The sequence below is a fragment of the Williamsia sp. genome, assembly GCF_036566845.1.
In the GTDB taxonomy this organism is placed as follows: domain Bacteria; phylum Actinomycetota; class Actinomycetes; order Mycobacteriales; family Mycobacteriaceae; genus Williamsia.
Genome location: NZ_DATCVM010000054.1, coordinates 16,339 through 34,079, shown reverse-complemented (window position 1 = coordinate 34,079; position 17,741 = coordinate 16,339). Strand labels below are relative to the sequence as shown.

Genomic DNA, 17,741 nt, shown 5'->3' with positions numbered 1-17,741 from the left:
ACGGTGATGGGCCGTGAGTTCGCCTGCCAGTGCTCGAATGACCCGAAACATCCGTGCACCGCCGACATCGTCACCGTTCCCGCGGGGCAGGTGATCTCGGGTGTGGATGTGAAGATCGTTCTGCATGTGATCACCGATCAGGCGACGCTCGATGGGACAGCTGACAACCCGGGCTTCATCGACGGCCATGGTGTCATCTCCGCGGCTCATGCTCGCGATATCGCAGCTCGTGCGGAAACCGTCCAGCGACCGTTGGGCAACAAGATCGCACCAGCGGAACCCGCACCAGCACAACCACACCCAGAACCGGTAGCGCCTGCGGCTGAGCACACTGAACCTGAACCCGAACAGTCAGAGCCTGAACGAACCGAACCCGCCCAGGCGGAACCTGAACGCGCAGAACTCGAACAGGAAGGACCTGCGCAGGTCGACCCCGGCCCAGAGCCGGAGGCCAAGCCTCGTGGCAAGGGCACCGTGTACATGCGTGCGCCGGAGAATCCGCCGATCGGTGAATTCGCGGACACGGCAACAACAACCGATGCACCGTTCCCAGAAGTGGTTCCGCTGCCTGCGACCCAACCCGGTGACCAGTACCGTCCGTCGGTGATCCTCGACAGCTACATCCGGATCCGGGATTGCTATTGCATGTGGCCGGGGTGTGAGAAGAAGGCCTGGGGTGCTGATCTCGATCACACTTGCGAGTACAACCACGAGGACCCTGCTGCCGGTGGGCGTACGCATTCGTCAGAGATGAAGACGCTCTGCCGTTTTCATCATCTGGTGAAGACTTACAGCGACTGGCTCGACGACCAATACACCGAACCACGGACCGGACGAACCCGACTTGTATTCACCACGCCGGAAGGCAAAAGCTACGACGGACCGGCCTGGACCGGTGATGATCTGTTTCCGACCTTGAGGCTGATCGTCTTCGACAATCAACGCGGTTCACCGAACGGACGTCCATCAACTCGGGGCCCAGAATGCAAACCCCGGAAGCAATCGCGCATCGCCGCGAAACATGCACGCCGCCAACATGAACGAATCACCAACCGTCGATTGCGGGAAGAGCGAGAGGGAAGTACCCCGCCACCGACGTACTAGGAGCTGATCAGGAACTGATCTCGTCGATCAGTCCCCAGCCCAAAGCTGTTGTGGCGTCGATGGTCTTGCCGCTCAGTACGAGGTAGGCGGTTCGCCAGCGGCCGATGCGTCGGGGAATGCTGACCGTACCGCCGGCGCCGGGAATCAGCCCGAGTGTCAGTTCCGGCAGCCCGAAGACGGTGTCGGGGTGTGCGGTCACGTGCCCGCAGGCAGCTGCCATCTCCAGCCCGCTACCCATGGTGGCGCCGTGTGTGAAGGCCTTGAGGTTCTCCCCGAGCCGATCGTGCACGGCGTTGAGAAGTAGCGCCGGGCTGTAGCGTGTCCGTGCCAGATGGGACGCCGCCGGATCGTGGAAGGTGCCGAACTCGGTGAGATCGCCTCCGCTGCAAAATGATTTGCCGTTACCCCGAAACTCCACTCCGGTCACCGACGGATCGTGCAGGGCAATGGTGAGGCCGTCGATGAGTCCGGCCCGCAGGGTGTTGCTGAACGCGTTGTGGCGCTTCGGCTGATTGAGCGTGATGACAACCACGCCACCGTTGCGTTCGAGGATCACGGGCTGCGGTGGATCGGCCAGGCGGCGTGGTCCCTGTTCGGCGAGCCAGTTGCGGAACTCACGGCCGGCCTGCAGCGTCGAGTACGCCAATGATTCGGTCATCAGCCCGCCGAAGGTGTCGGTGTTCGAGTCGCCGGCGCGCAGCACGTCGTCGCAGATCGCTGCGGATACGGGTCGGTCGGCCACGCGCTGCCTGAGTTCATCGACGGCGTCGGGAATCGAATCGACTGTGATGAACCGGCGATCGCGGGCAGGCGCCTGCGTGAGAGCAAAGGTGGCTCGGCCGACGATCCGCTCGGCCTCATCGGAAAGGGGGCCGCCGTTCGAGTCGACGGCGATCAGGCACCCGGGTATCGGCGTATCGAAGCGCACGGCGCCCGCGTCGGCGAGGTCGACAAGTGTCAGGGCCTGCTCGGCCGGACCCCCGGGTAGCTCTGACACGCCAGCTCCTTTGCCCGGACACGTCACCCGGTTTCAGACTCACCGTACTGGGGTAATCGCCAAGCGTTGTGACGTACCTCATCTGTGCCGTTTACCGGATGAGGTCGCGGGTACGACTCCTTCAGGACGCTCCATATCGACCCGACAAATCAATGCAGAGGAGACTGATATGAGCACTTCCACGAGCACTCTGCGCAATCAGTTGCGCATCCTGCTGACCCTGACGAATACCGAGATCCAGACCGCCCAGACTCGCACCGCGCAGGCGCGAACCGAGGCGGTACGGCGAGAACTTTCTGAAAACGCCGCCAACGGCCGAATCCGCGCCGTGGCGATCGAGAAGGCGATCCGTGAACTCGGCGGCCTCCCAGATCTGTTGCGTCCGATCCTTGGGCGATTCGCGGCGACGGCCAAGGCCCTGGCCGAACAGGTCCAGCCCTTCGACGAGGCACTGCTCGGGGATCTGGCGCTCGAGCACCAGCTACTCGATCGCGCCAAGTACCTGAAGGCTCTGGCGACGTCCGAGGGCGAGCCCGACATCGTTGAGCTCGCCGACCGGTTGATCGTGGCCCACGAGGCGACGGTCAAGTGGATCACCACGGTGCTGGCCGAGGAGGCCATCGGCGGACCCGTGGCTCTGCGTCGTAGTCCGCTGCAGGCCGCGAGCGGCACGGTGCTGCGGGTTGCCGGCATTCCGATGACCCTGACCGCACGCGGCGCCGAACGTGTTGTCGACGTCCTCCGCAGCGCTCCCACCAGGTTCGGCGGATTCGTCGACAAGACACAGGAAGCCGGCGGCGCGGCATACAAGCTGGCCACCGATGCCGGCCACGACGCCGTCGACCGATTGACCGCGACGAGTGATGCGGCCGTCAAGCAGGTCACCGAGGCCGGCGAGGCTGTCGCCGGGCGTGCCTCCGACATCGGGAAGACCGCGCGCAAGACCGCGAAGGCCACACGGGACGCGGCGCTCGATGCCGCTGAGGACACCGTGCGGGCCCAAGGGGCGACCGGTGCCGCGGACGCGGTACATGCGGTTCGTGACGCAATCGGAGTGGTCGATCCTGAGGACTTGCCGATCGCCGGCTACGACTCCCTGAACGTCAGCGCCGCGGTTGCGGAGATCAAGGAACTCGCCGCTCCCGCCGACATCCGCACGGTGATCGCGTACGAAGAGGCGCACAAGGATCGACAGGGCGTTGTGTCCGCCGCCCAGACCCAGCTCGCTGCCATCGCGCAGGAGATCGTCGGTTCGAACTGATCTGACCGGCACCCCCAACGCAGTACCTGCCTCGCCGTCACCGTGATCCGGTGGCGGCGAGTTCGCGTGTCGGTGAGTTCGTGAGTTCGTGAGTTCGTGAGTTCGTGAGTTCGTGTGGTGGGGCCCGCAAAATCGCTGGTGAAAGCGATGGTCCATCGGGCACAGTTGGCTGATGACCGCTTCATCCGGCTTGCCACGAGCACTACGGCCCTTTGCGCATCGGCAGTATCGCCTGTTGTGCGCCGGCCTGGTGCTGGCGATGTTCGCCGACGGCATCTGGACGGTCGGAGTTGTCTGGCAGGTCATCGCGATGGGTGGTGGTCCCGGACAGTTGTCGCTGGTCACCGCGGTTGCCGCCATCGGAATGGTGGCGTCGACGTTGCTCGGTGGCGTGTTGGCCGATCGGATGTCGCAGCGAACGATTCTCATCGCGCTGGAGGCCGTGAAACTCGTCGCGATCGGCGGGGTCGGGGTGCTCGCCATCACGGGGTCCCTCGACCTGTGGCACCTGGTGCTGGTGTCGTTGATCGGCGGCGTCACCACCGGTATCTACTACCCGACGTACTCGGCGATGATTCCGTCCCTGGTCCCGCGGGACGAACTGATGGCCGCCAACGGTATCGAAGGCGCATTGCGGCCCACCATCTTTCAGGCCGCCGGGCCGGCTGTCGCGGGTGGGTTGATCGCCATCTCGTCGCCGGGTCTTGCGATCGTCGGTTCGGCGGTGGCCTCTGCGTTGTCGGGCAGTTTCTACCTGCTGATGCGCCCGACCCCGACACGGCAGGATGCACGTGCGGGCACGGAACTGGTGCGGGGCGCCGTCAAAGACATCGCAGAGGGATTCGCCTACATGTGGCGCACACCCTGGCTGCTTGCCACGCTGCTGTATGCGCTGATCCTGGTGTTGATGGTGATGGGGCCGATCGAGGTGCTGATACCGTTCGCCATCAAGGATCGCCTCGGCGGAGATGCCGGGGACCATGCGATTGTGTTGGCGGCCTTCGGTTTCGGAGCAGGATTCGGTGCGATCGTGCTTGCCTCGATGCCGATGCCCCGGCGCTATCTGTCGGTGATGTTTGTGATCTGGGGTCTGTGTTCGGTGCCGTTGGTGGCAATCGGGCTCGCCACCGAACTCTGGGTGGTCGTTGTCGCCGCCTTTGTCCTGGGGATGGCATTCGACGGTCCGATGGTCTTGTGGGGCACGCTGTTACAGCGTCGGGTGCCGCCGCATATGCTCGGCCGGATCTCGAGCCTCGACTTCTTCGTATCGATTGCGTTGATGCCGGTGTCGATGGCGATCGCAGCGCCGGTCAGTGAGTTGATCGGGCTCACGGCTACCTTTGTCATCGCCGGTCTCGTTCCCGTCCCGCTGGCCGCGATCGCATTCTTTGCATTCCGGCTTCGCGACGACGAGCTCGCACATCCGCTGCGTGACGCCCCGAGTGTCGAGGAGCTCGTGTCGGTCGGTTCAGACAAGGAATTGCTGGGCACTGTCCCGGATGAGATCGGTGAGGTCGTTGACGATCGGTGACCCCAGTTTCCAGTACTGCCAGAACAATGTGATGTCGACGTGTTGGGTGCCGAGCTTCTTCACCCTGCCGGCGGCAAGTGCGGGTTCGATCTGGGTGGCGGGCACCGCACCCCAGCCCGCGCCCAGCTCGACGGCGCGGTGGTACTCGACCGACGCCGGCACATAGGTCACCGGCGGGTCGACGTGTTGTCGTGTGAGTCGGTTCAGCAGGTCGAGCTGAATGGTGTCCTTGCGGTCGAAGGAGACCATCGGAGCCCGGGCGAGGTCGGCGGCCCGCAGTCCGTTCGGTAGCCAGGTTTTGATGAAATCGGTACTGGCGACGGGCAGGTAACGCATCGAGCCCAGCGGCAGCACCGTGCATCCACGGACGGGGCGTGGATCAGATGTGATCGCGCCGACCGCTTGTCCGGCCCGCAGGAACCCGGTCGAGTGGCTCTCGTCGTCCCGCAGTACCTCCACGGCGACCGGATGGAGCCGCTGGATCTCGGCAACCACAGGTAGCAGCCAGATCGAGATCGAGTCCGCATTGGCCGCGATGGGTAGATGGATTCGTGGAAGGTCGCGCCAGTCGCGCTGGTCACCCGTGGTCGGGCCCGCTTCGGGCTTTCCGGCCAGGTCGGCTGCGGCCTCCAGCCTGAGCAGATCCCACTGGGCGGCCAGCCGCAACAGGATCTCACCGTCCGGTGTGGCCCGGACCGGTTTGGTGCGTTGCACCAGGACCACACCGACTGCCTTCTCCAGTGCCTTCATTCGCTGGCTCACCGCGGAAGGGGTCAGGTGCAGCGTGACCGCAGCTCCGTCGAATGTTCCCTCCCGGATGACCGCGGCCAGTGTCTGAAGTCCCTCGCTGCTGATGTCCATCATGAATCATTCTAATGGTTCTTGAAAAACATTTGCTGGATTGATGCAGGTCGACATCTTAGCTTTGCCTGGTGAGCTTTGTTGTACCCGCAGTGGCGGGCCTGTTGACCGGCGCCGGTCTGATCATCGCCATCGGCGCGCAGAACGTCTTTGTGCTGCGTCAGGGAATCCGGCGCGAGCACGTGATGCCAGTGGTCGCGATCTGCACCGTGTCGGATGTCGTGTTGATCCTCGCCGGTGTGGCCGGTCTGGGAGCCGTGGTCGCGGCGTATCCACAAGTGGTGGATGTCGCAACGGTGGCCGGCGGCAGCTATCTGCTGGTTCTGGCGGCGATGGCCGTACGCCGGGTGATGAATCCCGATGCGATGGAGGTCTCCGGCGGGCCCACCGCCGTGGGGCGCTGGGCCGCGGTGGGCACCGCGATCGCGCTGACCTGGCTCAATCCGCACGTCTACCTCGACACCGTGGTCACGTTGGGTGCCATCGCGAACAGTCACGGCCCGACCAGCAAATGGGTGTTCGCCGCGGGAGCGTGCGTGGCTTCGCTGCTCTGGTTCGCGGGGCTGGGCTTCGGGTCGTCCCGCCTGGCGCCATTGTTCGCCAGGCCGCGGGCCTGGCAGTTACTCGATGTCGTGGTCGCGGTGGTGATGGGACTGCTGGGAATCGGGCTGATCCTGAGTGTGGCGTTGTGAACAGGGCGTTTCGCGACCGACCATTTTCTGACTACTGTCGTTGTCAAACCCCCTGTCCGGTAGTGAGGTGGATATGAACAACGACAAAGCGGTTGCCACGTTCTTCGAACTCAAGGAGAGTCAGGCGGTCAGCGAGCCCGCACTGCTCGACGAGCTGTGGGCAGGACTCACACCGATCGGTCGAGACTTCATGCTGGGTGCCTGGTCGGGTGGTGAACTGCCCAGTGGCCACGCCATGGACGGCCAACTCGAGTTGGTCAACTGGCACGGCAAGACCTTCGACAGCTACCACGACGTGAAGCCGCTGGTCTGCCGCGACGAGAACGGTGAACTGTACTCGAACAAGGATCTCGGCAAGGGGGAAGCGAGCTTGTGGGCCGTGGAGTTCCGCGGCGAGACCACGGCGTCGATGGTCTACGACGGCCAGCCCGTGATCGACCACTTCAAGAAGGTCGACGACACCCACGTCATGGGCATCATGAACGGCAAAACCAGTCTCGTGCGCGATCGGCACTTCTACTTCTACCTCGTCCGCGAGTGACAGCCGAACCTGGGAGATCCGCGGTGGCGGCGGTCCTCACCGAGGTAGGTGGGGCGCCGCGACTACAGGACATCGAGATCCGGGAACCGGTCGGTGCCCAGGTGCTGGTCCGGATCGACGCGGTGGGGATCTGCCACACCGATGTCTCCCTCGCGGCGCGCTGGCCCGGCAAACGCCTGCCGATGGTGTTCGGCCACGAGGGCACGGGTGTGATCGAGGCGGCCGGCCCGCACAGCGCACTCGCGGTCGGCGCCCGGGTTGTGTTGACGTTCAACAGCTGTGGTGATTGCTCCAGCTGCGCATCAGGGGTGCCGGCGTATTGTGTGCGGTCGACCGCACTGAACATGCGCGGCAGTGGCGGTGATGCGCTGCGTCATCCCGGCGGGACGATCGTCGGTGATTTCTTCGGGCAGTCGAGTTTCTCGACCTTCGCACTTGCTCACCAGCGCAACACGATTCCGATCGATGGTGAGATCGACGCCGCGCATGCCGCCCCGCTGGGGTGCAGTGTGCAGACCGGAGTCGGTGCGGTTCTGAACGCACTGGCGCCGGACCTCGGTCAATCGTTGGTGGTGTTCGGTGCCGGCGCCGTCGGTCTCTCGGCCGTGATGGGTGCCCGGATCGCGAACTGCGGTGTGATCGTGGCAGTGGACCCGAAGGCGGAAAGAAGATCTCTGGCAACCGAACTCGGTGCTACCCATGTGCTGGATCCGGCGGGGTCGGACGTGGTTGCCGAACTCATCGAGATCACCGGGGGCGGTGCCGATCACGCCCTGGACACCACCGCTGTGCCTTCGGTGTTGTCTGATGTGCTCGTGGCGTTGCGGCCGCGGGGGCAGCTCGGGATCGTAGGGCTCGGTGCCCCCACAGCAGACCTGCCGGTCGGGCTGATCATGGGCAAGGGTCTGCGGATTCGAGGTGTGGTCGAAGGCGACAGCGTCCCGCAGCAGTTCATCCCCGAACTCATCGGCCACCACGCCCGAGGTGATCTTCCGCTCGAGAAGCTGGTCACCACTTACGCATTTGATGACTTCGGCACCGCGTGGGATGCAGCGCGCACGGGGTCGGCCGTCAAACCGGTGTTGACGATGCCGCACTGACCGTAGCCCGGTGTTCGCGACCCAGGTGTTCGAGACGCGGGTCAGGCTGTGTTGGTCATCCGCGTGACATACCGCCCCGGTGTCCGTCCGTACTCGCGGGAGAAGGCGGACACAAACGCGGGCACACTCGCGTAGCCAACCAGATGGGCAACCTCGGTCACCGACTTCGACTCAAGCAACACCACCGCTGCCTCCAGCCGAATCTTGGTGCGCCACTGAGAAAATGGTGTGCCGAACTCCCGGACGAAATCGCGCTGCAGGGTTTTTGTGCTGGTGTGCAACCGGGCGGCCCATTCGTCGAGCCGGGTCTGATCGGCCGGATCGTGCAACAGCGTGCTGGCAATGGTGTCGGCGAAACCTGAACTGCGGCTCACCGGCGTACCGATCGGATCGCGGCCCACCAGGTCACGATGGGTATCGCCGAGTCCGGCCATGATCAGCAGCCGTGCGGCCAATGCCTCGTCCTCTTCATGACCGGGTCGGGCGATCTTCTCGATCAGGTGACGGGCCTGGCGATCCGCTGATACCGCGGCCACCCGCAGCTGCTGAAGGTTCTCCGGCACTTCCCTCAGGCAGACGCGGTAGACGAGCTGCTTGCGGGCGGCGAAAACCTCATGTGTGACGCCGCGACGCACCCACAGCGCTTCTCTGTTGCCGATGAACTCGGATCGGTTGGCGTGCCGGACCGACAACATGCCGTCGGGAGTCCAGTACAGCTGATGGACGAAGTCGCTGCGTGATCGAGCGATCTCCAATGCGCCTGCCGACGCGTACTTCAGGATGCGTATCCCGGTGGGTGGACCCAATCCGTATCCGTATTCCTCAACCCACAGCGGGTCGGCGGCGGCCCCGAAAACGCCGGGAGCCGGGGAGCGATCGAACTGTCCTCCGAGCGTCACGAAGTGTCCTCTCAAAGAAGCCGTGGGATACCGATGTAAGGCTAACCTCAGCTGGTGTTCGGGTGCGGCCGTGGGGTGCGCATCGCGATTCTCGTGAAGATGAAGGAAGTGCAGATGTCCGCTCGTAAGAATTGGCAGCGCCTGGGTGCGGTCGCGATCTCGGCCGGCCTGGTCCTCGTTGCCGCAGCCTGCGGCAGTGACGACGAATCCGGCCCGTCGAGCGATGCGGAGACCAGGGTCTTTTCTGCCGACAACGGCGAGATCACCATTCCGGTGGACCCGCAGCGCGTGGTTGCCACCGGCTACGCGGTGCCGGCCCTGATCGAGGCCGATGCATCGCTGGTCGGGATCTCGACGTGGGAGCGCGGGCTCGACCTGATGTCGGACGAGGATCTTGCCACGTATGAGGGCATCGAGAAGATTGCCGGTGAGACCGCCGTTTCGACGAACTACGAGGCGATCGCCAACGTACGCCCCGACCTCATCGTCATCGGCGTACCGGCGCCGGTGCTCAGCGATGTCGACATGGAACAGCTCTGCGCGATCGCACCGGTGGTGGCCATCGGTCCGACCGTACCGTCGGCTTGGCGTGAGCTGACCCGCCGGCAGATGGACGCTGCAGGCAGGACCGACACGTACGAGGCGAGTAGGCAGGCGTACGAGGAGAAAGCCGCTGCACTGAAGGACAAATATGCAGGGGTGCTCGGCTCACTGCAGTTCGGCCACGTCGGAGGCTACGGCGACTTCACCGCCGGCAACTTCATGCGCGAGTTCGCAGGATCCTGGGGCACCAACATCGCGCAGGACATCGGCGTGACCTACTACGGCGAGGTCAAGGAGAAGAAGGGCGGTTCGGGGGACGTGTCGGAGTACCCGTCGGTCGAGGAGATCGGGTCCAGCTTCGCCGAGGCCGATGTGATCACCTACACCGTCGGCGTCGATGGGCAGACCGATTCCGAGGTCCAGTACGTTCTCGACTCCGAGCTCTTCAAGAATCTGCCCGCGGCCCAGGCCGGCAAGGTCTACGGCCTGCAATACACCGAGGCCGCCACCTATGACTCGGCAATGTTGGCACTCGACGCCATCGACGCTTCGCTGGCTCCGCTACTGGAACCCGCACCGTCGGCGGCACCTACCGCGTCGTGAGGATCAGCCGTGACGACCCGGCGGGTCGTGTTGCAGCGCACCATCGTTCGCAGGACGGTCCAATCCGCATCGGGTACCCGATCTGCGTTCGGAACGCCACGGTCAAGGCCCGGGCGATGGTGTCGACGATCACGTGAAACTGGTCTTCCCGGACGCCGACGGAACGCTGCGGGCGCCGGTCCCGAACGCCGAGTTGGAACTGGACTGGCCGCGGCCGTCGCCGCCGACCCGGACCTACACGATTCGGCGCTACGACCCGCATGCACTCGAACTGGACCTGGATTTTGTTGTCCACGAAGGTGGTTTGGCGTCGGACTGGGCGGAGCGGGTCGAGCTCGGTGAAGCCGTGGTGGTCGCCGGTCCGCCCGGCGCGAAGTCCTTTTCCCAGACGTACGACCACTATGTGTTCGCGGTCGACGCCACGGCTTTGCCGGCCCTGGCGAGGTGGCTCGACGAGTCGCCGCGGGACGTCTCCGCTGATGTGGTTGCCGAAGTGACCGATGCCCAGCACCAGCAGTATCCGCTCCCGCCCCGAAACGGCGTCCGGATCCAGTGGCTGATCCGTCCGGCCGATGCGTCATTGCTGGCCGACACGGTCAATGCGCTGGATCTGCCGTCCGGCCGGGTGTTCCTCTTTGTTGCGGGCATCGCCGGCGACCTCTAGCCCCCGATCTTGGTGGGTTCTGGTGACGCTGACCTGGGGTTTTGCTCGCCAAAACCCACCAAGATCGGGGGCCGGGGGCAGGTCAGTCGGCGACGCGGACCAGGGCTTTGCCGAAGTTGCGGCCCTTCAGTAGTCCGCGGAACGCGTCGAGTGTGTTCTCCAGTCCGTCGGTGACGTCTTCGCGGTATTTCAGGGAACCGTCGGCCACCCAACCGGATGCCTCCTCGAGGAACCGCGGGGTCTGCTCCGCGGCGAACTCGGTCTGGATGAAGCCCCGGACGGTGAGGCTCCTGGTCAGGATGTTGCCCATCAACTGTCCGGACCGGTCCGGACCCTCCGGCAGTGCCGTCAGGTTGTAATTGGCGACGAGTCCGCAGACCGGGATCCGGCCGTAGGTGTTCATCCGTTTGAAAACCTCGTCGAAGACGGCTCCGCCGACGTTCTCGAAGTACACGTCGATACCGTCCGGGGTGGCTGCGGCCAGTTGCTCGGCAAAGTTGTCGGCACGGTGGTCGATCGCGGCGTCGAACCCGAGTTCGTCGACAAGGTATGCGACCTTCTCCGGACCGCCGGCGACACCAACGGCGCGGGCGCCCTTGATCTTTGCGATCTGACCGACGGCCGATCCGACAGGGCCCGCCGCGGCTGCCACCACCACGGTTTCACCGGGTTTCGGGTCACCGATGGTCAGTAGCCCTGAGTATGCGGTGAATCCGGGCATGCCGAGCACACCCAACGCCGTCGAGGGTGGATTCACGGTCGGGTCGAGGAGGCGCAACTGTTTGGCCGGTTCCACCGAATGTGTTTGCCAGCCACCGTAACCCAGCACGATGTCTCCCGGTGAAAAGTGGTCGACGGTGGATTCGATCACGCGGGACACCGTGGCCCCGACCATGGGGTCACCGATTTCGACTGGCGGGGCATAGGATTTCGCGGCGCTCATCCGGCCGCGCATATACGGATCCAGCGACAGGTAGAGCGTCTGCAGTGACACCTCACCGTCATCCGGTGCACGCAGTGGTACTTCTTCGAATCGGAAGTCGGAGTCTTTCGGTTCGCCCTGCGGACGTGCTGCCAGGACGATACGGGTTCCGTTTGTCATGTTTCTCCTCAGCTGAGTTCCATCAGCGATTGTCCACCAGCCATTGTCCAGATACCTCGGTATCACTACGGTGGACCGATGAGCAGTGACGCTTCAGATGTTGCCGGCGGGGCTGATCCGGCGGGCCGCGCCCGTCAGAACACCATCTATTCCGACGGTGTGTTCGGTCGAAAACCGAAGGTGCCGACCAACTTTGAGGCGTTGGAGCGGGCAGCCAAGAGGAAGATGTCGCCGAAGGCATGGGCGTATGTGGCCGGGGGAGCCGGTGACGGCGGCACCATGTCGGCCAACCGCCGGGCCTTCGACCGGTGGGCGATCGTGCCCCGGATGCTGCGTGATGTCTCGAAGCGGACATTGACCACCGAACTCTTCGGGCAGCAGCTGGCGGCGCCGATCCTGTTCTCACCAGTCGGTGCCGGCGCGTTGGCGTTCCCGCGTGCCGACATCCACATCGGCCGGGCTGCCGCCGAGCTCGGGGTCCCGTACATCTTCTCCAGTCAGGGAAGTGTGCCGATGGAGCAGACCGCGGCCGCGATGGATGACGTCGCACCCGGTGCGTCGCGCTGGTATCAGCTGTATTGGTCGACCGATGAAGATCTGGTCGACAGCTTTCTTGCGCGGGCCGAAAGGTCTGGGGCCGCAGCCATAGTCGTCACTCTCGACACCACGATGCTCGGCTGGCGTCCCCAGGATCTCAATCTGGGCTCGCTCCCTTTCGCGCAGGGCCTGGGTATCGATCAGTACACATCGGATCCGCGGTTTGTCGACATCGTCCGTGAACGGATCGCGGCGGCGCTCCCCCGGGAGCGTCCGCAGGTCACGGTCGGTGCCATCAAGTCGCTGGTGTCGATGGCGCGCAACACCCCGGGTAGCGCTGTGCGCAACCTACTTTCGCCGGTTCCGCGGGAATCGGTCCAGACGTTCCTGGAGATCTACTCGCGTCCGTCGCTCAACTGGTCCGACATCGCCGGACTGCGTGAGCGCACGTCGTTGCCGATCGTGCTCAAAGGCATCCTGCATCCCGACGATGCCCTGCAGGCGGTTGATCTGGGTATCGACGGGATCCTGGTATCCAACCACGGTGGCCGGCAGGTCGACGGTGCGATCGGATCCGTGGACGCACTTGTGGATGTGGTCGCCGCCGTCCAGGGACGCGCAAAAGTATTGCTCGACTCGGGAATTCGCGGTGGTGCCGACGCCTTCAAGGCGCTTGCGCTGGGTGCTGATGCGGTGTGCGTCGGTCGCCCGCACATGTACGGGCTGGCGTTGGCGGGAGCCGAGGGTGCCCGCGACGTGGTGGCCAACATCATCGCCGAGTTGGATCTGACGCTGGGATTGTCGGGTCATACGAACACCGCCGACCTGACGCCCGCATCGCTGAAGCGAATTGTCTGACCCCGACATCTGACTTTTGGGAACAATAGTCAGGAAGGTACGGTTCCCCAAGGAGACGGTCGACACCCGACCGCGATGGGAGAAACGACATGGTCGAGCTGAAGCACGCGACGGTACTGGTCACCGGCGCAAACGGCGGACTGGGAACCGAGTTCGTCAATCAGGCTCTGGCGCTCGGAGCGAGCAAGGTCTACGCGGCAGCACGGAATCCGCGGGAGTGGGGCGACGAACGGATCGTGCCACTACGCCTGGACGTCACGGACGAAGAGTCGATCGCGGCGGCGGTGCGGCAGGCGCCCGACGTGGATGTCGTGATCAACAACGCCGGGACCCTGCTCCCCGGAAAGCTTCTCGACCAGCCGATCTCCGGCATCCGGAGCCTTATGGACACGAACGTCTACGGGCCGCTACTGGTGACCAAGGCATTCGCTCCGGTACTCGCCGCCCGCGGTGGGGGCGCAGTGCTGAACGTGCACTCGGTGTTGAGCTGGCTGGCGATCGGTGGGTCGTACAGCGTGTCGAAGGCGGCGCTGTGGATGACAACCAACGTGCTGCGACTGGAACTGGCGTCGCAGGGTACGCAGGTGACGGGTTTGCACCTGGGCTACACCGACACGCCGATGGTGGCTGCTGTGGACGCCGAGAAGAACGATCCCGCGGACGTGGTCCGTGATGCGTACGCCGGCCTCGGGTCCGGTGCGACCGAGGTGCTCGCCGACGACGTGAGTGTCGCCGTCAAGGCGGGCCTGGCCGGGCCGATCGAGGCGCTCTACCCACAAGTCGCCGGATAGGGCGGTCGGGCCGTCGGGGTCAGGTCAGTCGTTTCCCGGCCTTGATGCGGCGCCGGACGTCCCAGAGGTAGAGGTTGAACGGGAAGGCGCGCAACGGCTTCGGGAGCCGAACGGCTACGGCCCGGGCGACGCGGTTGTGGGCGTCGAACATCCGCTGGTCCCGGCCGGACCACTCCAGGCCCATCTTGTCTCGGAACTCCGGCGGCAGGAATCCGGTCGTGAGGAACAGGCCGAATCCGCCGATCACGGTGGACAGTGGTCGTGGCAGGAACTCGAACCTGGAGATGGACAGCAGCAGTTCGCGGATCGTGTCGTCGATGACGAGTCCGGCCACCGTCCTGTCCCAGTACTCCTGGAAGTCGGCGCGCGTGGCCGGCCACATGTCACGCGGCATCTGCAGCGTGGTGCCCATGAGTGCGCCCTGCTGGTAGGCCTCCTCGGTGACCGCTGCGGGATCGCCGTAGAGGTGCTGCATGTCTTCCCAGCCCTTGTAGAGGCAGGCGGCGACCCACAGTTGAAGGGCCGGGTCGAAGGCGCTGTATTTGACCGGGCTGGAATCGGTGGACTTGACCTGGGCGTGGGAGTGGCCGACGGCCTTGCGGTAGGCCTTGCGGTCGGCTGGTGTGCCGTTGACCGCGACCGCCAGATACGCCAGCGTGGTGCGGCCCCGCTTGATCGGGTGCTTGAACAGATTGCCGGAGTCGACCGTGCTCTCGGCGACGCCGTATCCGACCGCCGGAAGCGACAGTTGCATGATCACGTTCGCCGCACCGGCGAGAGCCGAGATGCCGGGCATCTCGAGGAGATCTCCGGACGCGCTGTCGGCTTCGTCCCTGGTCCAGGTCGGTGTCAGTGGCTCCACGGCGCGTGCGCTGGTGCCGTCGATCATTCCAGACGTCATTGTCTGCCTTCCAGAAGTCGCATTGTGACTACGTGCGTTGTCGAATAGATTCAAGCGAGCTGTGGGCCGATTGTCAATCGCGGCGAACCTGAAGTGAGAAGATGAACGAATGGCTGACCCATTGCGCCCGTACGGTGGCGAGAACGGAGCAGACCGGGTCAAACGGCGCCGGGCTGCGTTGGTCCAGGCCGCTCTGGAGATCCTGGGTTCGCCCGACGGGGGTCCGATCAGCGTGCGCGGGGTGTGCCGCGAGGCCGGATTGACGGCCCGATACTTCTACGAGAGCTTCGAGGACGCCGACGCGCTGGTCGCGGCCACCTACGACGAGGTGGTTTTCGACATCGCGGCAGCCGCGCAGGAAGCCGTGGTGGCCGGCGGCCGATCGCCCCGCGACCAGATCTCCGCGGTGGTACGGGTCATCGTCGACCGGATCGATGCCGACCAACGACGCGGCCGAGTGCTGTTCTCGCAGACCCTCCTGAGCGGCAAGCTGGCCGCCAAGCGGATGGACACCATCCTGATGTTCGCGGCCCTGACCATGCAGAACTCGGGTGCGCAAGACGAAGGGCCCGAGGTCCAGGGTGCGGCCCACTTCTACGTCGGTGGTTTCGGGCAGGTCCTGTCGGCCTGGATCGACGGCCGGATCGACTGTAGCACCGACGAACTCGTGGATCTGTGCGTCAAGATGATGTACGGGGCGGTGTCGGAGCTGCTTCCGAAACGAGCTGATCAGAACCACTGACCCGCACGCGGCTGTTCCACCGGTCGAAACCGATCCAGATCAACAGGCCGAAGACGGATACGCCGATCCCGATCACGCACAACAGGCCCCAACCACCGCCCGCATAGGCGAGTCCCGAGCACACCGATCCGGCGACCGCGCCGGTGAAGTACGTGACCATGTAGGCGGTCGTGACCCGGCTGCGGGCCTCGGGAGCCAGCGAGTAGATGGCGGTTTGATTCGACAGCTGTGAGGCCTGCGCGCCGAGGTCGAAGACCACGAGGCCGATGATGAACGCGGCCAAGGGGGTTCCCGGCCAGGCGAGCAGTAACCAGCCGGCTATGGTGACCAGCCACGCTGATGTCGTTGCCAGACGCAGATGGCCACGGTCGGCGAGCTTTCCGATCAATGGCGCGCCCAAAGCGCCCGCGATCCCGGCCAGGCCGAAGGCACCGATCATCGCCTCGGAGTAATCGAAGTGCTCACCGCGGCTGCCGGACAACAGGAATGCCGCGGACGTCCACATCGCGCTGAATCCGAACATCGTGAGGAAGCCCAGTGCCATGCGCTGGCGCAGCATCGTCTCGGTGCGGACCATCCTGGCCACCGACAGCAGTAGTTGTCCGTAGGGCTGATGTGGCCGGGAGCTGTCGGCCGGTGCGCGGAAGTACACCACAACCGACAGGATCGCCATCAGTCCGGCGAAGACGAACATCACCGATCGCCACCCACCGAACTCGGCGATCAGGCCGCTGATCACACGGGCGAGCAGGATGCCCATCAGCAGGCCACTCATCACGACACCCACGACGCGGCCACGATCGGTGGGCAGTGCCAGGGACGACGACCAGGGGATGACGATCTGTGCGGTGGCCGCGCTGATCCCGACCAGGATCGACGCCGCGAACAGTGCGATGAATCCCGGAGCCAGCGCGCTGAGCAGCAATGAGGCAGCCGAGGCGGCCATCATGCAGGGCGCCAGCAGTTTGCGATTCCACAAGTCGCCGAGCGGTACCAACAGCAACAAGCCGACGACGTAGCCGATCTGGGCGGCCGTCACCACGAGTGCCGCCGTGGCGGTGCTGACCGCGAAGTCCGTGCGGATCTCTTCGAGGACCGGTTGCAGGAGATACAGGGACGAGACCGAGACGCCGCAGGTGAGTGCGAACAAGAGGGTCAGAGAAGAACTGATTCCGGCCGGCCTCAGCCGTGGGGGTGTGGGCTCGGCCTGCATGGAGTCAGCTTGCCGGATCGAAAGTTCGTTGGCGAATCGGGTATTCGCGACTCGACACGGGGAGTACGCGATCGGTGGGGGCGACACGCTAGGTTGAGATCCATGAACTCCGGGGTCGAACCGACGTCGCACGTCAGAGATGACGGTGTGTGGGGCGACGGTGCATGGCGACTGTACGGGGATGAAGAAGATCTCCCGGTTCCACTCGCGGCCGCGCTCGCGGCGTTCGCCGAACACGGCTATCACGGCACGTCGGTGCGTGACATCGCCGCGCGTGCCGGGTTGAGTGTGCCCGGCCTCTATCACCACTACCCGTCCAAGCAGTCCCTGCTGCAGGGTCTTCTCGAGCGGACGATGAGCGACCTCCTCGAGCGGTCGGAGGCCGCGCTGGCGCAGGCCGGACCGGCGCCGCTGGAGCAGTTCGACGCCGTCGTCGAATCGTTGCTTCGCTTCCATATGTACCGGCGGGCGAGGGCGTTTGTCGGCTCGACCGAGACCCGCAGCCTCGAGCCCGACTTCCGTCTCCAGTACATCGCGCTGCGGGACCGCCAGCAGCGCATGGTGGACGGCATTGTCGAAGCCGGTGTGGCTTCGGGCGTCTTCAGCTGCCCCAATCCGAAGGACGCGGCCCGCGCGGTCGCCACCATGTGCGTGGGCGTCTCGACCTGGTACCGGCCGCAGGGTGAGCTCGGTCCCGACGAGTTGGTCTCCCGATATCTGCTGATCGCACGCCAGATGGTGGGAGTCATGCCCGGGGCCTGAAGTGCCGGGTCCTCTTGACCGCTCAGGTGTCGGCATGGC

Annotated in this window: 17 protein-coding genes and 1 pseudogene; 12 read left to right on the top strand and 6 right to left on the bottom strand. The window is 64.9% G+C overall.

Annotated features, from left to right (window positions below; all coding sequences use genetic code 11):
• A pseudogene (locus VIQ49_RS04610) lies at positions 1 to 1,104 on the top strand (HNH endonuclease signature motif containing protein); the annotation flags it as partial.
• Positions 1,105 to 1,111: 7 nt separating this feature from the next.
• On the opposite strand, the gene VIQ49_RS04605 reads toward VIQ49_RS04610, so the two are convergent.
• Positions 1,112 to 2,101: an enoyl-CoA hydratase/isomerase family protein gene (locus tag VIQ49_RS04605; protein WP_414731575.1), complete on the bottom strand. Its 990-nt coding sequence runs from the start codon at positions 2,099 to 2,101 to the stop codon at positions 1,112 to 1,114.
• A gap of 169 nt (positions 2,102 to 2,270) precedes the next feature.
• On the opposite strand from VIQ49_RS04605, the gene VIQ49_RS04600 reads away from it, so the two are divergent.
• Together VIQ49_RS04600 and VIQ49_RS04595 are read left to right on the top strand one after the other, a co-directional pair.
• Entirely contained in the window at positions 2,271 to 3,362 is a 1,092-nt protein-coding gene (locus VIQ49_RS04600) for a ferritin-like domain-containing protein (protein WP_331881335.1), read from the top strand.
• Positions 3,363 to 3,534: 172 nt separating this feature from the next.
• Positions 3,535 to 4,893 (top strand): MFS transporter, encoded by a 1,359-nt coding sequence (locus VIQ49_RS04595; RefSeq protein WP_331881333.1) that lies wholly within the window; start codon positions 3,535 to 3,537, stop codon positions 4,891 to 4,893.
• Here VIQ49_RS04595 and VIQ49_RS04590 read toward each other — a convergent pair.
• A complete protein-coding gene (locus VIQ49_RS04590; RefSeq protein WP_331881330.1) occupies positions 4,831 to 5,754 on the bottom strand; it encodes a LysR family transcriptional regulator ArgP in 924 nt (307 codons plus the stop codon). The genes VIQ49_RS04595 and VIQ49_RS04590 overlap by 63 nt on opposite strands.
• Positions 5,755 to 5,822: 68 nt before the next feature.
• On the opposite strand from VIQ49_RS04590, the gene VIQ49_RS04585 reads away from it, so the two are divergent.
• The 3 genes from VIQ49_RS04585 (at position 5,823) to VIQ49_RS04575 (ending at position 8,087) form a co-directional block, all read left to right on the top strand.
• Positions 5,823 to 6,446 carry a LysE/ArgO family amino acid transporter gene (locus VIQ49_RS04585; protein WP_331881339.1) on the top strand — a complete coding sequence of 208 codons (624 nt, stop codon included), beginning with the start codon at positions 5,823 to 5,825 and terminating at the stop codon, positions 6,444 to 6,446.
• A 73-nt stretch (positions 6,447 to 6,519) separates the two neighbouring features.
• On the top strand, positions 6,520 to 6,987 hold the full coding sequence (locus tag VIQ49_RS04580) for a DUF4334 domain-containing protein (RefSeq protein WP_331881327.1): 468 nt from the start codon (positions 6,520 to 6,522) through the stop codon (positions 6,985 to 6,987).
• Positions 6,984 to 8,087 (top strand): NAD(P)-dependent alcohol dehydrogenase, encoded by a 1,104-nt coding sequence (locus VIQ49_RS04575; RefSeq protein WP_331881324.1) that lies wholly within the window; start codon positions 6,984 to 6,986, stop codon positions 8,085 to 8,087. Before VIQ49_RS04580 ends, VIQ49_RS04575 begins: the two co-directional genes overlap by 4 nt.
• A gap of 41 nt (positions 8,088 to 8,128) precedes the next feature.
• Here VIQ49_RS04575 and VIQ49_RS04570 read toward each other — a convergent pair whose 3' ends face one another.
• Positions 8,129 to 8,986 carry an AraC family transcriptional regulator gene (locus tag VIQ49_RS04570; RefSeq protein ID WP_331881321.1) on the bottom strand — a complete coding sequence of 286 codons (858 nt, stop codon included), beginning with the start codon at positions 8,984 to 8,986 and terminating at the stop codon, positions 8,129 to 8,131.
• A gap of 114 nt (positions 8,987 to 9,100) precedes the next feature.
• On the opposite strand from VIQ49_RS04570, the gene VIQ49_RS04565 reads away from it, so the two are divergent.
• Together VIQ49_RS04565 and VIQ49_RS04560 are read left to right on the top strand one after the other, a co-directional pair.
• Positions 9,101 to 10,132 (top strand): ABC transporter substrate-binding protein, encoded by a 1,032-nt coding sequence (locus tag VIQ49_RS04565; RefSeq protein WP_331881319.1) that lies wholly within the window; start codon positions 9,101 to 9,103, stop codon positions 10,130 to 10,132.
• Between the two features lie 133 nt (positions 10,133 to 10,265).
• On the top strand, positions 10,266 to 10,796 hold the full coding sequence (locus VIQ49_RS04560; protein WP_331881317.1) for a siderophore-interacting protein: 531 nt from the start codon (positions 10,266 to 10,268) through the stop codon (positions 10,794 to 10,796).
• Positions 10,797 to 10,878: 82 nt separating this feature from the next.
• Here VIQ49_RS04560 and VIQ49_RS04555 read toward each other — a convergent pair whose 3' ends face one another.
• Positions 10,879 to 11,898, bottom strand: coding sequence for an NADP-dependent oxidoreductase (locus VIQ49_RS04555; protein WP_331881315.1), 1,020 nt, complete (start codon positions 11,896 to 11,898; stop codon positions 10,879 to 10,881).
• Between the two features lie 78 nt (positions 11,899 to 11,976).
• Here VIQ49_RS04555 and VIQ49_RS04550 point away from each other — a divergent pair, with 78 nt between their 5' ends.
• Together VIQ49_RS04550 and VIQ49_RS04545 are read left to right on the top strand one after the other, a co-directional pair.
• A complete protein-coding gene (locus VIQ49_RS04550) occupies positions 11,977 to 13,293 on the top strand; it encodes an alpha-hydroxy-acid oxidizing protein (RefSeq protein ID WP_331881312.1) in 1,317 nt (438 codons plus the stop codon).
• A gap of 89 nt (positions 13,294 to 13,382) precedes the next feature.
• Positions 13,383 to 14,084 carry an SDR family oxidoreductase gene (locus tag VIQ49_RS04545; protein ID WP_331881309.1) on the top strand — a complete coding sequence of 234 codons (702 nt, stop codon included), beginning with the start codon at positions 13,383 to 13,385 and terminating at the stop codon, positions 14,082 to 14,084.
• Positions 14,085 to 14,103: 19 nt separating this feature from the next.
• Here VIQ49_RS04545 and VIQ49_RS04540 read toward each other — a convergent pair whose 3' ends face one another.
• The gene (locus VIQ49_RS04540; protein WP_331881306.1) at positions 14,104 to 14,985 is read right to left on the bottom strand and encodes an oxygenase MpaB family protein; all 882 of its coding nucleotides are present in this window, start codon (positions 14,983 to 14,985) and stop codon (positions 14,104 to 14,106) included.
• A gap of 109 nt (positions 14,986 to 15,094) precedes the next feature.
• Between VIQ49_RS04540 and VIQ49_RS04535 the strand changes: the two genes are divergently transcribed.
• Complete coding sequence (locus VIQ49_RS04535) at positions 15,095 to 15,727, top strand: TetR/AcrR family transcriptional regulator (RefSeq protein ID WP_331881303.1); 633 nt, start codon at positions 15,095 to 15,097, stop codon at positions 15,725 to 15,727.
• On the opposite strand, the gene VIQ49_RS04530 is transcribed toward VIQ49_RS04535, so the two are convergent.
• The gene (locus VIQ49_RS04530; protein ID WP_331881300.1) at positions 15,666 to 16,940 is read right to left on the bottom strand and encodes an MFS transporter; all 1,275 of its coding nucleotides are present in this window, start codon (positions 16,938 to 16,940) and stop codon (positions 15,666 to 15,668) included. The genes VIQ49_RS04535 and VIQ49_RS04530 overlap by 62 nt on opposite strands.
• A gap of 102 nt (positions 16,941 to 17,042) precedes the next feature.
• Between VIQ49_RS04530 and VIQ49_RS04525 the strand changes: the two genes are divergently transcribed.
• The gene (locus VIQ49_RS04525) at positions 17,043 to 17,702 is read left to right on the top strand and encodes a TetR/AcrR family transcriptional regulator (RefSeq protein WP_331881297.1); all 660 of its coding nucleotides are present in this window, start codon (positions 17,043 to 17,045) and stop codon (positions 17,700 to 17,702) included.
• The last annotated feature ends 39 nt before the right edge of the window (positions 17,703 to 17,741 follow it).